The organism is Streptomyces zhihengii (assembly GCF_016919245.1).
In the GTDB taxonomy this organism is placed as follows: Bacteria; Actinomycetota; Actinomycetes; order Streptomycetales; family Streptomycetaceae; genus Streptomyces; species Streptomyces zhihengii.
This window is the reverse complement of the sequence record NZ_JAFEJA010000001.1, coordinates 1,364,285-1,377,675: the sequence shown is the minus strand read 5'-3', so window position 1 is coordinate 1,377,675 and position 13,391 is coordinate 1,364,285. Positions and strand designations below refer to the sequence as shown.

At 74.7% G+C, this 13,391-nt stretch carries 13 protein-coding genes; 6 read left to right on the top strand and 7 right to left on the bottom strand.

The annotated features are described in order from the left end of the window. The first annotated feature begins 101 nt into the window (after positions 1 to 101). The gene (locus tag JE024_RS05785) at positions 102 to 1,643 is read left to right on the top strand and encodes an ATP-dependent DNA ligase (protein ID WP_205372551.1); all 1,542 of its coding nucleotides are present in this window, start codon (positions 102 to 104) and stop codon (positions 1,641 to 1,643) included. A 57-nt stretch (positions 1,644 to 1,700) separates the two neighbouring features. On the opposite strand, the gene JE024_RS05780 is transcribed toward JE024_RS05785, so the two are convergent. Next, complete coding sequence (locus JE024_RS05780) at positions 1,701 to 2,207, bottom strand: FBP domain-containing protein (protein ID WP_205372550.1); 507 nt, start codon at positions 2,205 to 2,207, stop codon at positions 1,701 to 1,703. 121 nt (positions 2,208 to 2,328) lie between these two features. Here JE024_RS05780 and JE024_RS05775 point away from each other — a divergent pair, with 121 nt between their 5' ends. Next, a complete protein-coding gene (locus tag JE024_RS05775; protein ID WP_205372549.1) occupies positions 2,329 to 2,631 on the top strand; it encodes a 4a-hydroxytetrahydrobiopterin dehydratase in 303 nt (100 codons plus the stop codon). Positions 2,632 to 2,665: 34 nt separating this feature from the next. Here the strand turns inward: JE024_RS05775 and JE024_RS05770 are convergent, their stop codons facing one another. After that, positions 2,666 to 3,499, bottom strand: a complete 834-nt coding sequence (locus tag JE024_RS05770; RefSeq protein WP_205376393.1) for a Rossmann-fold NAD(P)-binding domain-containing protein — start codon at positions 3,497 to 3,499, stop codon at positions 2,666 to 2,668. Positions 3,500 to 3,630: 131 nt separating this feature from the next. Between JE024_RS05770 and JE024_RS05765 the strand changes: the two genes are divergently transcribed. Then, a complete protein-coding gene (locus JE024_RS05765) occupies positions 3,631 to 4,584 on the top strand; it encodes an AraC family transcriptional regulator (protein WP_205372548.1) in 954 nt (317 codons plus the stop codon). On the opposite strand, the gene JE024_RS05760 is transcribed toward JE024_RS05765, so the two are convergent. The 4 genes from JE024_RS05760 to JE024_RS05745 form a co-directional block, all read right to left on the bottom strand. Next, complete coding sequence (locus JE024_RS05760) at positions 4,545 to 5,015, bottom strand: RICIN domain-containing protein (RefSeq protein ID WP_205372547.1); 471 nt, start codon at positions 5,013 to 5,015, stop codon at positions 4,545 to 4,547. The genes JE024_RS05765 and JE024_RS05760 overlap by 40 nt on opposite strands. Positions 5,016 to 5,271: 256 nt before the next feature. Further along, positions 5,272 to 6,102: an aldo/keto reductase gene (locus JE024_RS05755; protein WP_205372546.1), complete on the bottom strand. Its 831-nt coding sequence runs from the start codon at positions 6,100 to 6,102 to the stop codon at positions 5,272 to 5,274. A 94-nt stretch (positions 6,103 to 6,196) separates the two neighbouring features. Beyond that, the gene (locus JE024_RS05750; RefSeq protein WP_205376392.1) at positions 6,197 to 7,996 is read right to left on the bottom strand and encodes an AMP-dependent synthetase/ligase; all 1,800 of its coding nucleotides are present in this window, start codon (positions 7,994 to 7,996) and stop codon (positions 6,197 to 6,199) included. A 315-nt stretch (positions 7,997 to 8,311) separates the two neighbouring features. Beyond that, positions 8,312 to 9,199, bottom strand: a complete 888-nt coding sequence (locus tag JE024_RS05745) for a LysR substrate-binding domain-containing protein (RefSeq protein WP_205372545.1) — start codon at positions 9,197 to 9,199, stop codon at positions 8,312 to 8,314. Between the two features lie 195 nt (positions 9,200 to 9,394). Between JE024_RS05745 and JE024_RS05740 the strand changes: the two genes are divergently transcribed. Next, entirely contained in the window at positions 9,395 to 10,441 is a 1,047-nt protein-coding gene (locus JE024_RS05740; protein WP_205372544.1) for a bile acid:sodium symporter family protein, read from the top strand. 140 nt (positions 10,442 to 10,581) lie between these two features. On the opposite strand, the gene fdhD is transcribed toward JE024_RS05740, so the two are convergent. Then, positions 10,582 to 11,421, bottom strand: coding sequence for a formate dehydrogenase accessory sulfurtransferase FdhD (gene fdhD / locus JE024_RS05735; protein WP_205372543.1), 840 nt, complete (start codon positions 11,419 to 11,421; stop codon positions 10,582 to 10,584). Positions 11,422 to 11,761: 340 nt separating this feature from the next. Between fdhD and JE024_RS05730 the strand changes: the two genes are divergently transcribed. Continuing rightward, on the top strand, positions 11,762 to 12,709 hold the full coding sequence (locus JE024_RS05730; RefSeq protein WP_205372542.1) for a beta-ketoacyl-ACP synthase III: 948 nt from the start codon (positions 11,762 to 11,764) through the stop codon (positions 12,707 to 12,709). A gap of 63 nt (positions 12,710 to 12,772) precedes the next feature. Continuing rightward, entirely contained in the window at positions 12,773 to 13,234 is a 462-nt protein-coding gene (locus JE024_RS05725) for an NUDIX hydrolase (protein ID WP_205372541.1), read from the top strand. Positions 13,235 to 13,391: the final 157 nt, after the last annotated feature.

Sequence of the window (13,391 nt, the reverse complement as noted above, 5' to 3'; positions counted from 1 at the left end):
CGGCCAGTCGAAGTTCGGCCGGGGGGCGGGCGGGGCCCGGGGCCCGGTACGCCCCGCGTGCCGTCACGTGTGGGGCGGCCGGGGCGGGGCACCATGGCGGGATGCTGCTCGCACGGCTCGCCGACGTGTCCCGCGAGGTCGCCGCCACCTCCGCCCGCTCCCGCAAGACCGCCGCCCTCGCGGAGCTGTTCGCCGGGGCCCGGCCGGAGGACGTCGGACTGGTCATCGCCTACCTGTCCGGCCGCCTGCCCCAGGGGCGCATCGGAGTCGGCCGCAGTCTGCTCGGGGAGGACGTGCCGCCCGCCGCGGAGCCCTCCCTCACCGTCACCGAGACCGACGCCGCCCTCACCGCCTTCGCCGCGATCTCCGGCTCCGGGGCGCAGAGCCGGCGCCGCGCCGCGCTCGACGCGCTGCTCGGGGCCGCCACCGAGGAGGAGCAGCGCTTCCTGATCCGGCTGCTCACCGGCGAGGTGCGCCAGGGCGCGCTCGACGCCGTCGCCCTGGACGCCGTCGCCCGCGCCGCGGGCGCCCCGGCGGCCGACGTGCGGCGCGCGGTCATGCTGGCGGGCTCGCTGCCCCGGGTCGCCGAGGCCCTGCTCGCCGACGGCCCCGGGGCCCTGGAGCTCTTCCGGCTGCGGGTCGGCAGCCCCGTGCAGCCGATGCTCGCCCACACCGCGGCCTCGGTCACCGAGGCGGTCGCGGCGCTGGGCACCGCCTGCGTCGTGGAGGAGAAGCTGGACGGCATCCGGGTGCAGGTGCACCGGCGCGGCGACGACGTCCGCGTCTACACCCGCTCCCTCGACGACATCACCGCCCGGCTCCCCGAAGTGGCCGACGGCGCCCGGGGGCTGGCCGGCGACCGGTTCATCCTGGACGGCGAGGTCATCGCCCTCGGCCCCGACGGGCGGCCCGCGGCGTTCCAGGACATCGCCTCCCGGGTCGGCTCCCGCCTCGACGTCGCCGCCGCCCGTGCCACGCTGCCCGTCTCACCCGTCTACTTCGACGTCCTCGCCGCCGACGGCGAGGAGGTCCTCGACCTGCCCGGGCGCGCACGCCACGAGCGACTCGCCCGCCTCGTCCCCGAGCCGCTGCGGGTGCGCCGGCGGGTCGTCGAGGACCCCGAGGACGCCGGACAGGTCGCCGCCGCGGAGGAGTTCTTCGCCGAGACCCTGCGGATCGGCCACGAGGGCGTCCTGGTCAAGGCGCTGGACGCGCCCTACGTCGCCGGCCGCCGGGGCAGGTCCTGGCTGAAGGTCAAGCCCGTCCACACCCTCGACCTGGTGATCGTCGCCGTCGAACGCGGCAGCGGCCGGCGCACCGGACTGCTGTCCAACCTGCACCTCGCCGCCCGGGGCGAGGACGGCGGCTTCGTCATGCTCGGCAAGACGTTCAAGGGCCTCACCGACGAGATGCTCCGCTGGCAGACGGAGCGCCTGGGCGCGCTGGCGGTCGAGGACGACGGCTGGACCGTCACCGTGCGCCCCGAACTGGTCGTCGAGATCGCCTACGACGGGCTCCAGCGCTCCTCGCGCTACCCCGCCGGTGTCGCCCTGCGCTTCGCGCGGGTGCTGCGCCACCGCCCCGACAGGAGCGCCGCCGACGCGGACACCATCGGGCAGGTCCTGGAAGCCGCCCGCCGCTGACGCCCGGACGGCGCCCGCCGCTGACCCCTCCCGCCGGACGGCGCCCCGGCGGCGGGCTCAGCGCGTGCCGAGGACCTTGTCGGCGAAGGCCCACAGGTTGTCCGTGGTGCGCCGGATCTGCTCCTCGACCGTGAGGCTCTCCTCGTAGCGGCCGTGCCGCAGCTTCGGCTGCCGCTTGCCGCGCACGTACAGCGAGCAGGCGAGGTCGGCGCAGAGGTAGGTGCCGACGGTGTTCCCCTCGCGGCCGGCGGCGCCCGCGAGCGGCGCCGCGAAGAGCGTCACCCCCGACGAGGCGTGCGCGGTCAGACAGGCCTGGCACATGCTCGACTTCAGCGCGCTCGTCCGGCCGGCCGACGGGATACGCAGCGAGATGCCCACCGGGCCGTCGGCACGCGGCAGCACCAGATGCGCCTTCAGCGGGGCGCCCGGGTCCACCCAGCCCAGGAAGTCGAGGTCGTCCCAGGGGAGGTCGGCGAAGTCGAGGGGGAGCCGCAGCCGGCCGGCGTCCCCCTTGGTGCAGTTCACGAAGGACGCGCGGATCTGTTTGTCGGTCAATGGTTCCACCCGGTCGAACGTACACAGCGCGTCCCGGTGCGGGCATCCGATTTACCGGGCATCGAAGGATCTAGGGTGTCCCCGTCTCCACGGTGCCCGTCCGTCGCCCCCTCCCGGAAGGATCACGCCCATGCCCACCGAGCCCCTGTCGCAGAAGGAGATCGAGGACCGCCTGCGGGAGCTTCCCGGCTGGTCCCTGGAGGGCGACCGGATCGCCCGCACCTACCGCCTCGGGTCGCACTTCGCGGCGACGGCCATGGTGGTGCACATCGCGCGGATCCAGGACGAGCTGAACCACCACTCCGACCTGACCCTCGGCTACGACACGGTCTCCCTGACCGTGCTCTCCCACGACGTGAACGCCCTCACCGACCGCGACTTCTCCCTCGCCGGGCGCGTCGCCGGCATCGCCGCCGCGCACGGGGCGCAGTAACCGCCCCGCGCGCCGCCGCCGGCCCCGGGCCCGTCTACGGGCGGGTCCCGAACGCCTCCTTCGCGAAGTCCGCGAAGTCCCTGGGATCCCGGCCCAGGACCTCGCGCACCCCGTCCGCCGTCGCGGAGTTGTGCCCGTCGAGCAGCTCCGCGAACAGCTCCGCGAGCCACCGCGCCTCGGGAGCGGGGAGGCCGAAGTCCGTCAGCAGGCCGGCGTACGCGCCGGCCGTGACGCCGGTGTAGACGACCGGGCCGCCGGTGACGGCGGCGATCTCCTCGGCGGCCTGCGCGAAGGTCAGCGACCGGGGCCCGGTGACCTCGTGCACCGAGGACCCCGGGCGCTCGTCGGTGAGGACGGCGACCAGCACGTCCGCGAGGTCATCGGCGTCGACGAACGGCTCGGCCGTGGCGCCCGCGGGGAAGACGAGCTCTCCCGCGGCGACGCCGTCCGCCAGCGCGCCCTCCGAGAAGTTCTGGGCGAAGAAGCTCGCCCGCACCGCCCGCACCTCGAGACCGCACTCGCGCAGCGCGTCCTCCGCGACCACCGCCTGCGGCTCGCCCCGCCCCGACAGCAGCACCAGCCGGCGGACCCCGGCCCCGGCCGCCAGCCGCCCGAGGGCGCGCATGTCCTCGGGCGCGCCGGGCGCCGCGAGGTCCGGGTAGTAGTTCACGTACGCGGCGTCCGCGCCGCGCAGGGCGGGCTCCCAGGTCGCGCGGTCCGCCCAGTCGAAGGGCACCGTCCCGCCGCGCGACCCCCGGCGCACCTCGTGCCCCAGCGCCGTCAGCCGGTCCGCGACCCGGTGGCCCGTCTTGCCCGTCGCCGCGGTCACCAGCACCGTCGCGACACCCGTGTTCTCCTGCGGCATCATCCCGCTCACCCCTGTCCTCGCCGTCGTCGCGGCCGTCCGTGCTCCGCGATGACTCAAGACTCGCGGCCGGCGGCCCCGCTTCCCATGCGGCAGAGGCTCAACTGCCTGTGCGTGCGTCTACGCTGGCGCCCATGGACGCTCTCGCCGGACTTCTGGACGGGCCGCGGGCCAGGGGGGCGTTCCTGCTGCGCATGGTGATGGAGCCGCCGTGGTCCGTGCACATCGACGACGGCGCCCCGCTGTGCCTGATGTGCGTGACCGACGGGGAGGCCTGGATCGAGCCCGCGGACGGCCCGCCGGTGCGGCTGACACCCGGTGACCTCGCGATCGCCCGCGGCCCGGAGCCGTACACCGTGGCGCACCGGCCGGGCGCCCCGCCGCAGGCGCGGATCGGCCCCGGCGGCACCTGCCACACGCTGACGGGCGAGCCGCTGGCGCAGTCGATGCACCTGGGCGTCCGCACCTGGGGCAACGCCCGGGACGGCTCGGCCGGCATGCTCATCGGCACCTACCAGATGCGCGGCGAGGTCAGCGGCCGGCTGCTCGACGCGCTCCCCGCACTGCTGCACCTGCCCGGCGACACCTGGCGCTGCCCGGTGATGGACGTCCTCGCCGAGGAGATCGCCCGGGACGACCCGGGGCAGAGCGTGGTCCTGGACCGGGTGCTCGACCTGCTGCTGATCGCCGCGCTGCGGCAGTGGTTCGCCGGCCCCGACGCCCGGCCGCCCGCCTGGTACCGGGCGATGGGCGACCCCGTCGTCGGCAGGGCGCTGCGCCTGCTCCAGGACGAACCGGCCCGCCCGTGGACGGTGGCCTCGCTGGCCGCCGCCTGCGGTGTGTCCCGCGCCGGGCTCGCCCGCCGCTTCACCGGCCTGGTGGGCGAGCCGCCGATGACCTACCTCACCGGCTGGCGGCTCGCCCTCGCGGCCGATCTGCTGCGGGACGGCGACGCCACCGTCGAGGCCATCGCCCGCAAGGTCGGCTACGGCGGCTCGTTCGCGTTCAGCGCCGCGTTCAAACGGGTGCGCGGGACGAGCCCGCAGGACTACCGCACCGGGCGCACGGGCTCCAGCCGCCAGGCCTGATGGGGCCCGTCGGTGTCCTCCCACTGACGGACGTCCGCGCCCTCCTCGGTGCTGCCGCCGGCGACCTCCAGCAGCAGTCCGCTGACGAAGCTGACCAGCGCCACCGTGCCCGGCGCGTCGAGGTGCTCCTCGACCGTCCACTCCTGGGCGCCGAAGTTGTTCGCCCGCCACTGCTGGACGCGGGCGCCGTTCTCGGTGGAGGCGCCCGCCACGTCCAGGCGCTTGCCGCTCGCCTCGTTCACCAGATGGTGCAGACCGCCGCCGTTCGGCACCGGGGTGATGTGCCAGTGCTGGCCGGGCCCGCCGTTCTCCGCGGCCTGCTGCACCCTCGCCCCGCCGCCGCGCGCGCCGCCCGCGACCTCCAGCACCAGCCCGCTGCCCGCGTTGCGCACCAGATAGAGCCCCGGCTCCAGTGGGCCGCTCACTCTCATCGCCTCCCGTGCCACCACCCCGCGCCGCACGTCACCGCGTGACGGGGCGCCCGCGGCGCCCGTCGCGCCACGACGCCGACCATCGTCGCACCGGCCACCGACAACGCACCGGCACACCGCGGCCGCCCGCCCCCGCCCGGACACGGGACGGCACGGCACGGCACGGCGGGACGGCACGGCGGGGGGCCGCACAGCACGGCGCGGCCCCCTGAACTGCTCAGGAGGGCCGCGCCGGTGGGACGGGATCCGCTGCGGGTCAGTCCTCGACGTCCGCCGGGTGCGGGCCGAGGCGCTTGCCCTCGTCCAGGGCGGCGAACGCCGCGAGGTCGTCCGCGTCCAGCTCGAAGCCGAAGACGTCGAAGTTCTCGGCGATCCGCGAGGGGGTGACGGACTTCGGGATGACCACGTTGCCGAGCTGGAGGTGCCAGCGCAGCACCACCTGGGCCGGGGTGCGGTCGTGCTTGCGGGCCACGGCCAGGACCGTGGGGACCTCCAGCAGGTCCTTGCCCTGGCCCAGCGGGGACCAGGCCTCGGTCGCGATGCCGTGCGCGGCGTGCGCCGTGCGGGCGGCCTGCTGCTGGAGACGGGGGTGGAGTTCGATCTGGTTCACCGCCGGCACGACCGAGGTCTCGCCGATCAGCCGCTCCAGGTGCTCCGGAAGGAAGTTGGAGACGCCGATGGCCTTGGCACGGCCGTCGGCGAGGATCTTCTCCAGCGCACGGTAGGTGTCGACGTAGGTGTCGCGGGCGGGCATCGGCCAGTGGATCAGGTAGAGGTCCACGTAGTCGAGGCCGAGGCGCTCCAGCGAGGCGTCGAAGGCGCGCAGCGTGGAGTCGTGGCCCTGCTCGGTGTTCCACAGCTTGGTGGTGACGAACAGTTCCTCGCGCGCGATGCCCGAACCGGTGACGGCCCGGCCCGTGCCCGTCTCGTTCTTGTACACGGCGGCCGTGTCGATGCTGCGGTAACCGGCCTCCAGGGCCGTGGTCACCACCTGCTCCGCCTCGTCGTCCGGCACCTGCCAGACTCCGAAGCCGAGCTGCGGCATGGCGACACCGTTGTTGAGGGTGATGGAGGGGACCTGGCTCACGAGCGGTCGATCCTAACGTCGTCGGTGGGTACGCAAGGTCAACGATCACATACCCGCACACATTCCCGCAGTCCCGCACAGGGAGCGGCGGGCGTCACTTGTACAGCGCGTCCACCTCGACCGCGTACGCCTTCTCGATCGCCCTGCGCTTCAGCTTCAGCGACGGCGTCAGCAGCCCGTGCTCCTCGCTGAAGGGATGGGCCAGGATACGGAAGGTCCGGATCGACTCGGCCTGCGAGACAAGGGTGTTGGCGGCCACCACCGCGCGCCGGATCTCCATCTCCAGATCCGGGTCGCGCACCAGGTCCGCCGCGGCCAGCGGCCCTCTGCCCTGGATCGCGAGCCAGTGGTCGACGCCCTCCTGGTCGACGGTGACCAGCGCGGCGATGTACGGGCGGTCGTTGCCGACGACGATGCACTGGGACACCAGCGGGTGAGAGCGCACCCGCTCCTCCAGGGCGGCCGGCGACACGCTCTTGCCGCCGGAGGTCACCAGGATCTCCTTCTTGCGGCCGGTGATCGTCAGATAGCCGTCCTCGTCGAGCGAGCCGAGGTCCCCGGTCGCCAGCCAGTCGTCGTGCAGCACGGCCCGGGTGGACTTCGGGTCGTTGAGGTAGCCGGAGAACACGTTGGCGCCGTGCAGCCAGACCTCGCCGTCCTCCGCGATGTGGACGGTGGTGCCCGGGATCGGCTGGCCGACCGTGCCGTAGCGCACCCGCTCCGGCGGGTTCGCGGTGGCGGCCGCCGTCGTCTCCGTCAGCCCGTACCCCTCGTAGACGGTGACACCGGCGCCCTCGAAGAACAGCCCCAGCCTGCGGTCCATGCCGGAACCCCCCGACATGGCGTGGCGCACCCGGCCGCCCATCGCCTCACGGACCTTGGAGTACACCAGCTTCTCGAAGAGCTGGTGCTGCATCCGCAGGCCCGCCGACGGGCCGGGACCGAGGCCGAACGCCCGGTGCTCCATCGCCTCCGCGTACTTCACCGCCACCTCGACGGCCTTGTCGAAGGGGCCCGCCCGGCCCTCGCGCTCGGCCCTGCGGCGGGCCGCGTTGAAGATCTTCTCGAAGATGTAGGGCACCGCGAGGACGAACGTGGGCCGGAAGCTGACCAGGTCGGGCAGCAGGGCGGCGGCCTGGAGCACCGGCTGGTGGCCGAGCTTGACCCGGCCGCGGATCGCGGCGACCCCGACCATCCGGCCGAAGACGTGCGACAGCGGCAGGAACAGCAGCGTGGCGGCCTCGTCACCGGGGCGCGAGTGGAACACCGGCTCCCAGCGGCCGATCATCGTGTCGGCCTCGAACATGAAGTGGGAGTGGGTGATCACGCAGCCCTTGGGGCGGCCCGTGGTGCCCGAGGTGTAGATGACCGTGGCCACCGAGTCGGGGGTGACGGCCCGCCGGTGGCGGTGCACGACCTCCTCCTCGATCTGCTCGCCCGCCGCGAACAGCTCGTCCACGGCACCCGCGTCGAGCTGCCACAGCCGCTTCAGATGAGGGAGCCGGTCGATCACGGAGCCGATCGTCATGGCGTGGTCCTCGTGCTCGACCATGCACGCCGACACCTCGGCGTCGTGCAGCATCCAGTAGACCTGTTCGGCCGACGACGTCGGGTACACCGGCACGGACTGGGCGCCCACCGTCCACAGCGCGAAGTCGAACAGCGTCCACTCGTAGCGGGTGCGGCACATCAGCGCGACCCGGTCGCCGAACCGCACGCCCTGCGCCAGCAGTCCCTTCGCCAGCGCCAGGACCTCGTCGCGGAACCCGGCCGACGTCACGTCCTGCCAGCGCCCCGCGGCGTCCTTGCGCGCGAGCGCCACCCGGTCGGGGTCGTCGAGGGCATGATCGAACACGGAATCGGCCAGACCGCCGACCTGAGGCGCCGTGGCCAGGGGTGGGACAGTGAACTCGCGCAATGGCCTGCTCCTTGTGGCGCTCCGCACAGCGCCGTGACGGTACCCCACGACGACGGCCTGCGGGAGGGGCCGCGTCCGCACCCGCCGATCGGTATCCGCACTGGTCAGCGACGGGAACGGGGTGCCACCGCACGGGTGTTGAGATCAATTCTGACCGGTCGGTAAGGAGTCTCGTCCCGGATCTCCACCGAATCTGTACGCGCCGATCACCGCCGCGCCACCGTGCCCGCGCCCTTCCCGCCCTGGTCAGGCGGGGGGCGGGGGTGCCCCGGCCGGGCGCGGGAGCCCGGGTCAGCCGCCGTGCCGGCGGGCCGGCACCGGGCCGTGGAGGCGGTCGCCCGCCGCGAGCAGGGCGCGCGCCAGCGCCGCCGCCGCCTCCTGCGCGGCGGGCCTGCGGCTGCCCCGGAGCAGCACGAAGTCCACCGTCCCGAGGTCGGGCAGGCCGGCCCGCTCGGGCACCGGCACCAGGCCCGGCGGGATCAGGCCCCGGGTGTGCGCCATCACCCCGAGGCCGGCGCGTGCGGCGGCGACCAGCCCGCTGAGGCTGCCGCTGGTGCACGCCATCCGCCAGGCCCGGCCCTCGCGCTCCAGCACCTCCAGCGCACGGGCCCGGGTGACGGCGGGACGCGGGAAGAGGATCAGCGGGACGGGCCGCTCGGGGTCGATCCGGACGCCCTCGGCGGCGATCCACACCATCCGGTCCCGCCACACCACCTCCCCCTGGCCGGCCCCCGGAGCGCGCTTGGCGAGCACCAGGTCGAGGCGGCCCGACTCCAGCCGCCTGTGCAGGGTCCCCGAGAGCTCGACCGACAGCTCCAGGTCCACCTCGGGGTGCTCGCGGCGGAAGGACTCCAGGATCTCGGGCAGCCGCGTCAGCACGAAGTCCTCGGACGCGCCGAACCGGAGCCGGCCGCGCAGCCTGGTGCCGCCGAAGTACGCCGCCGCCCGCTCGTGCGCCTGGAGGATCGTCCGCGCGAAGCCGAGCATGGCCTCGCCGTCCTCGGTCAGCTCCACGCTGTGGGTGTCCCGGGTGAACAGCGGCCGGCCCGTGGCCTCCTCCAGCCGGCGCACCTGCTGGCTCACGGTGGACTGCCGCAGCCCGAGCCGCCGCGCGGCCTGCGTGAAGCTCAGCGTCTGCGCCACGGCCAGGAAGGTCCTCAGCTGCGTCGGGTCGTACACGGCCCCAGCCTACGGCGCTCATCGCGGAACGTGATGACAGTGAGTGCGGAATGCGGGATTCCCGATCGGCGGGGCGGGGAGCAGCATGGGAGGGCCCGGCAGCACCGCGATCCGGAACCGTGGGATCAGGTCCCGCTTCCGGGCCCGGGCCCGGAAGCGGGGACGGGAGTGCCGAACCGAGAGCAAGTGGAGCCCATGAGCCCCCGTATCCCGCGCCCGCCGTACCGGCTGCCGGTCGACCCGTACGTCCTGGCGCTCCTCGGCACGGTCGCCCTCGCCGCCCTGCTGCCCGTCTCGGGCGCGGCCGCCGAGGCCGCGGGCGGCGCGACGACGGGCGCGGTGGCGCTGCTGTTCTTCCTCTACGGGGCGCGGCTGTCCACCCGGGAGGCGCTCGACGGCCTGCGCCACTGGCGGCTCCACCTCACCGTGCTCGCCGCCACGTTCGTGGTCTTCCCGCTGCTCGGTCTCGCGGGCCGGCTGCTCGAACCGGGCGTGCTGACCCCCGAACTCGCGGGCGGCCTGCTCTTCCTGTGCCTGGTGCTCTCGACCGTCCAGTCGTCGATCGCCTTCACCGCCATGGCACGCGGCAACGTCCCGGCGGCCGTCTGCGCGGGCTCCTTCTCCAGCCTGGCGGGCATCCTCCTCACCCCGCTGCTCGCCGCCCTGCTGCTGGGCGGCGCCGGGGGCTTCCGGGCCGGGTCGCTGCTGGGGATCGCGCTCCAACTCCTCGTCCCGTTCCTCGCCGGGCAACTGCTGCGCCGCTGGATCGCCGGGTTCCTGGCGCGCCACCGGAAGGTGCTCGGACTCGTCGACCGGGGCTCGATCCTGCTCGTCGTCTACACGGCCTTCAGCGAGGGCATGGTCTCCGGCGTCTGGCAGCGGGTCACCCCCGCCCGGCTCGCCGCGCTGCTCGCCGTCGAGGCGGTGCTGCTCGCGGCGATGCTGGCGATCACCTGGTACGGCGCCCAGCGCCTCGGCTTCGGCAGGGCGGACCGGATCACGATCCAGTTCGCCGGCTCCAAGAAGAGCCTGGCGGCCGGACTGCCCATGGCCACCGTGCTGTTCGGCGCCCAGGCGAGCCTCGCCGTGCTGCCGCTGATGCTCTTCCACCAGATGCAGCTCATGGTGTGCGCGGTGATCGCGGGGCGCCGGGCCCGTGACCCGGAGCCGGACCCGGAGCCCGGGCCGGGGGCGCCCCGGGAGGCGTCCCCGGGCGCGGCGCCCGCCCTGCCGGCGGGGTGACCCGGGCGGGGGCACGCGCTGCCGGCGGGGTGATGAACCGGGCGGGACGTGCCATCCCCGAGGGGGACCCGGAATCGTCCCGTCCGCACGCGTGCCCGCGCGCCTGCTCGCGGCGGCGGCCTCCCGGGCCAGGGTGCCTCTCAGGCCACCGGGCCGAGGTCGACGCGCTCCTCGCCCGCGTACACGTTCATGCTGCTGCCGCGCAGGAAGCCGACCAGGGTCAGGCCGGTCTCGGCGGCGAGGTCCACCGCGAGCGAGGACGGCGCGGAGACGGCGGCGAGCACCGGTATGCCGGCCATCACCGCCTTCTGCGCCAGTTCGAAGGACGCCCTGCCGGAGACCAGCAGGACCGATCGGGACAGCGGCAGCCGGTCGTCCTGGAGGGCCCTGCCGACCAGCTTGTCGACCGCGTTGTGGCGTCCGACGTCCTCGCGGACGTCCAGCAGCTCGCCCTCCGGGGAGAACAGCGCCGCCGCGTGCAGCCCCCCGGTGCGGTCGAAGACCCGCTGGGCGGCGCGCAGCCGGTCCGGGAGGGCCGAGAGCAGCGCGGGCGTGACACGGACCGGGGGCGTGTCGGCGATCGGGAAGCGGGCCGTGGTGCGCACCGCGTCCAGGCTGGCCTTGCCGCACAGACCGCACGACGAGGTCGTGTAGACGTTGCGCTCCAGCGTGATGTCGGGGACGGGGACACCGGGCGCCAGCCCGACGTCGACCACGTTGTAGGTGTTGGAGCCGTCGGCCTGCGCCCCGGCGCAGTACACGATCGACCGCAGGTCGGCGGCCGCCCCCAGGACTCCTTCGCTCACCAGGAAGCCCGCGGCCAGCGCGAAGTCGTCCCCCGGGGTGCGCATGGTGATCGCCAGGGGTCTGCCGTTCAGACGGATCTCCAGGGGCTCCTCCGCCACCAGGGTGTCGGGGCGGGTCGAGACCGCCCCGTCCCTGATGCGCAGCGTGCGGCGGCGTTCGGTCACCCGTCCCATGCGTATCGTCCCGGTCCTGTCCGTGTGTCGGCCGCCCGCGCGGCCCCTGATGCCGAGGTCGCCGCGGGTCGCCGGCCGTCGTGCGGCGAGGCGGCCCCCGGCGGTCTCATTGTCCTGCACGCGGCGGACGGGACCACCGCGCCTACCGTCCGTGACCGGCCGCGACCGCTGCGCCGACACCGCGCGCGGCCGGGGCCGCCCCGGCGCCGGAATCACGCGGGTCCGTTGGGAAGGCTCCAAAGACCGGGCCGTGAAGCTGTGGGATCACCTGCCCCCGTACCGGTTGGTAGCAGCCTTGACTGGTTGGTTCCTGGCATCGTCACCCGAGGGGGAACCCAGCATGACCGGCTCACGCGTCGTCGCCGTCGGGCACTATCAGCCCAGCAGGGTGGTCACCAACGACGACCTCGCGGCCATGGTCGACACCAGCGACGAGTGGATCCGCAGCCGGGTCGGCATCGTGACGCGCCACATCGCGGGGCCCGCCGAGTCCGTCGACGAGCTCGCCGCCCACGCGGGAGCCAAGGCGCTGGCCTCCGCCGGGGTCTCCCCGGCCGACGTCGACCTGGTGCTGGTCGCCACCTCCACCGCCGAGAACCGCTCGCCGAACATGGCCGCCCGGGTCGCCGCGCGGCTCGGCATGGGCTCGCCCGCCGTGATGGACCTGAACGTCGTCTGCGCCGGTTTCACCCACGCCCTGGCCACCGCCGACCACACCCTGCGCGCCGGTGCCGCGACGCGGGCGCTGGTCATCGGGGCCGACAAGATGGGCGACATCGCGGACTGGAGCGACCGCACCACCTGCGTCCTCGTCGGCGACGGCGCGGGCGCCGCGGTGGTGGAGCCGGTGCGGCCCGGCCAGGAGGCCGGCATCGGTCCCGTGGTGTGGGGCTCGGTGCCCGAGATGGGGAACGCCGTGCGGATCGAGGGCACCCCGGCGCGCTTCGCCCAGGAGGGCCAGTCCGTCTACCGCTGGGCGACCACCCAGCTGCCCCCCATCGCCCGCCGCGCCTGCGAACGGGCGGGCCTCACCCCCGAGGACCTGGCCGCGGTCGTGCTGCACCAGGCCAACCTGCGGATCATCGAGCCCCTGGCCGCCAAGATCGGGGCCGTCAACGCGGTCGTCGCCCGCGACGTCGTCGAATCGGGGAACACCTCGGCGGCCTCCGTCCCGATGGCGCTCTCCAAGCTGGTGGAGCGCGGCGAGATCTCCTCGGGCGACCCCGTCCTGCTCTTCGGCTTCGGCGGGAACCTCAGCTACGCGGGCCAGGTGATCCGCTGCCCGTGACACCGGGCGCGGGAGGCTCCCGGTGCCGTTCCCGGCGGCCGGGCGCGCGGCAGACTGGGCCGCATGACGACGAAGCGAAGCGCCGGGCTGCTCCTCTTCCGGCGGCGCGGCACCGGCACCGAGGTGCTCATCGGCCACATGGGCGGGCCGTTCTGGGCGTCGCGCGACGAGGCGGCCTGGTCGATCCCGAAGGGCGAGTACGGCCCCGACGAGGAGCCGACGGCCGCCGCGCGGCGGGAGTTCGAGGAGGAGCTGGGGCTCCAGCCGCCCGCGGGTGACTGGCTGCCGCTCGGCGAGATGCGGCAGCCCGGCGGCAAGGTGGTCGTCGTCTGGGCGATGGAGGGCGACCTCGACACCTCGCTGGTCGTGCCCGGCACCTTCACCATGGAGTGGCCCCGGGGCTCGGGGGTGCTCCAGGAGTTCCCGGAGATCGACCGGGCCGGGTGGTTCACCCCGGACGCGGCACGGCCGCTGCTCGTGGCGGGCCAGCGGATCTTCCTGGAGCGGCTCGCACCGCTGCTGTGATGCCTCCCGGCGACCCCCGGTGCGCGTGCCGCCGTCCCGCCGCGACGCGTGCCGGACCCGCGCCGCGACGCGTGCCGCCGTCCCGCCGCGACGCGTCCCGGCGGTCCCGGCGCTGACGTCCGGCGGACCCGTGTCCCGGCCTTTGTCCCGAGTGTGG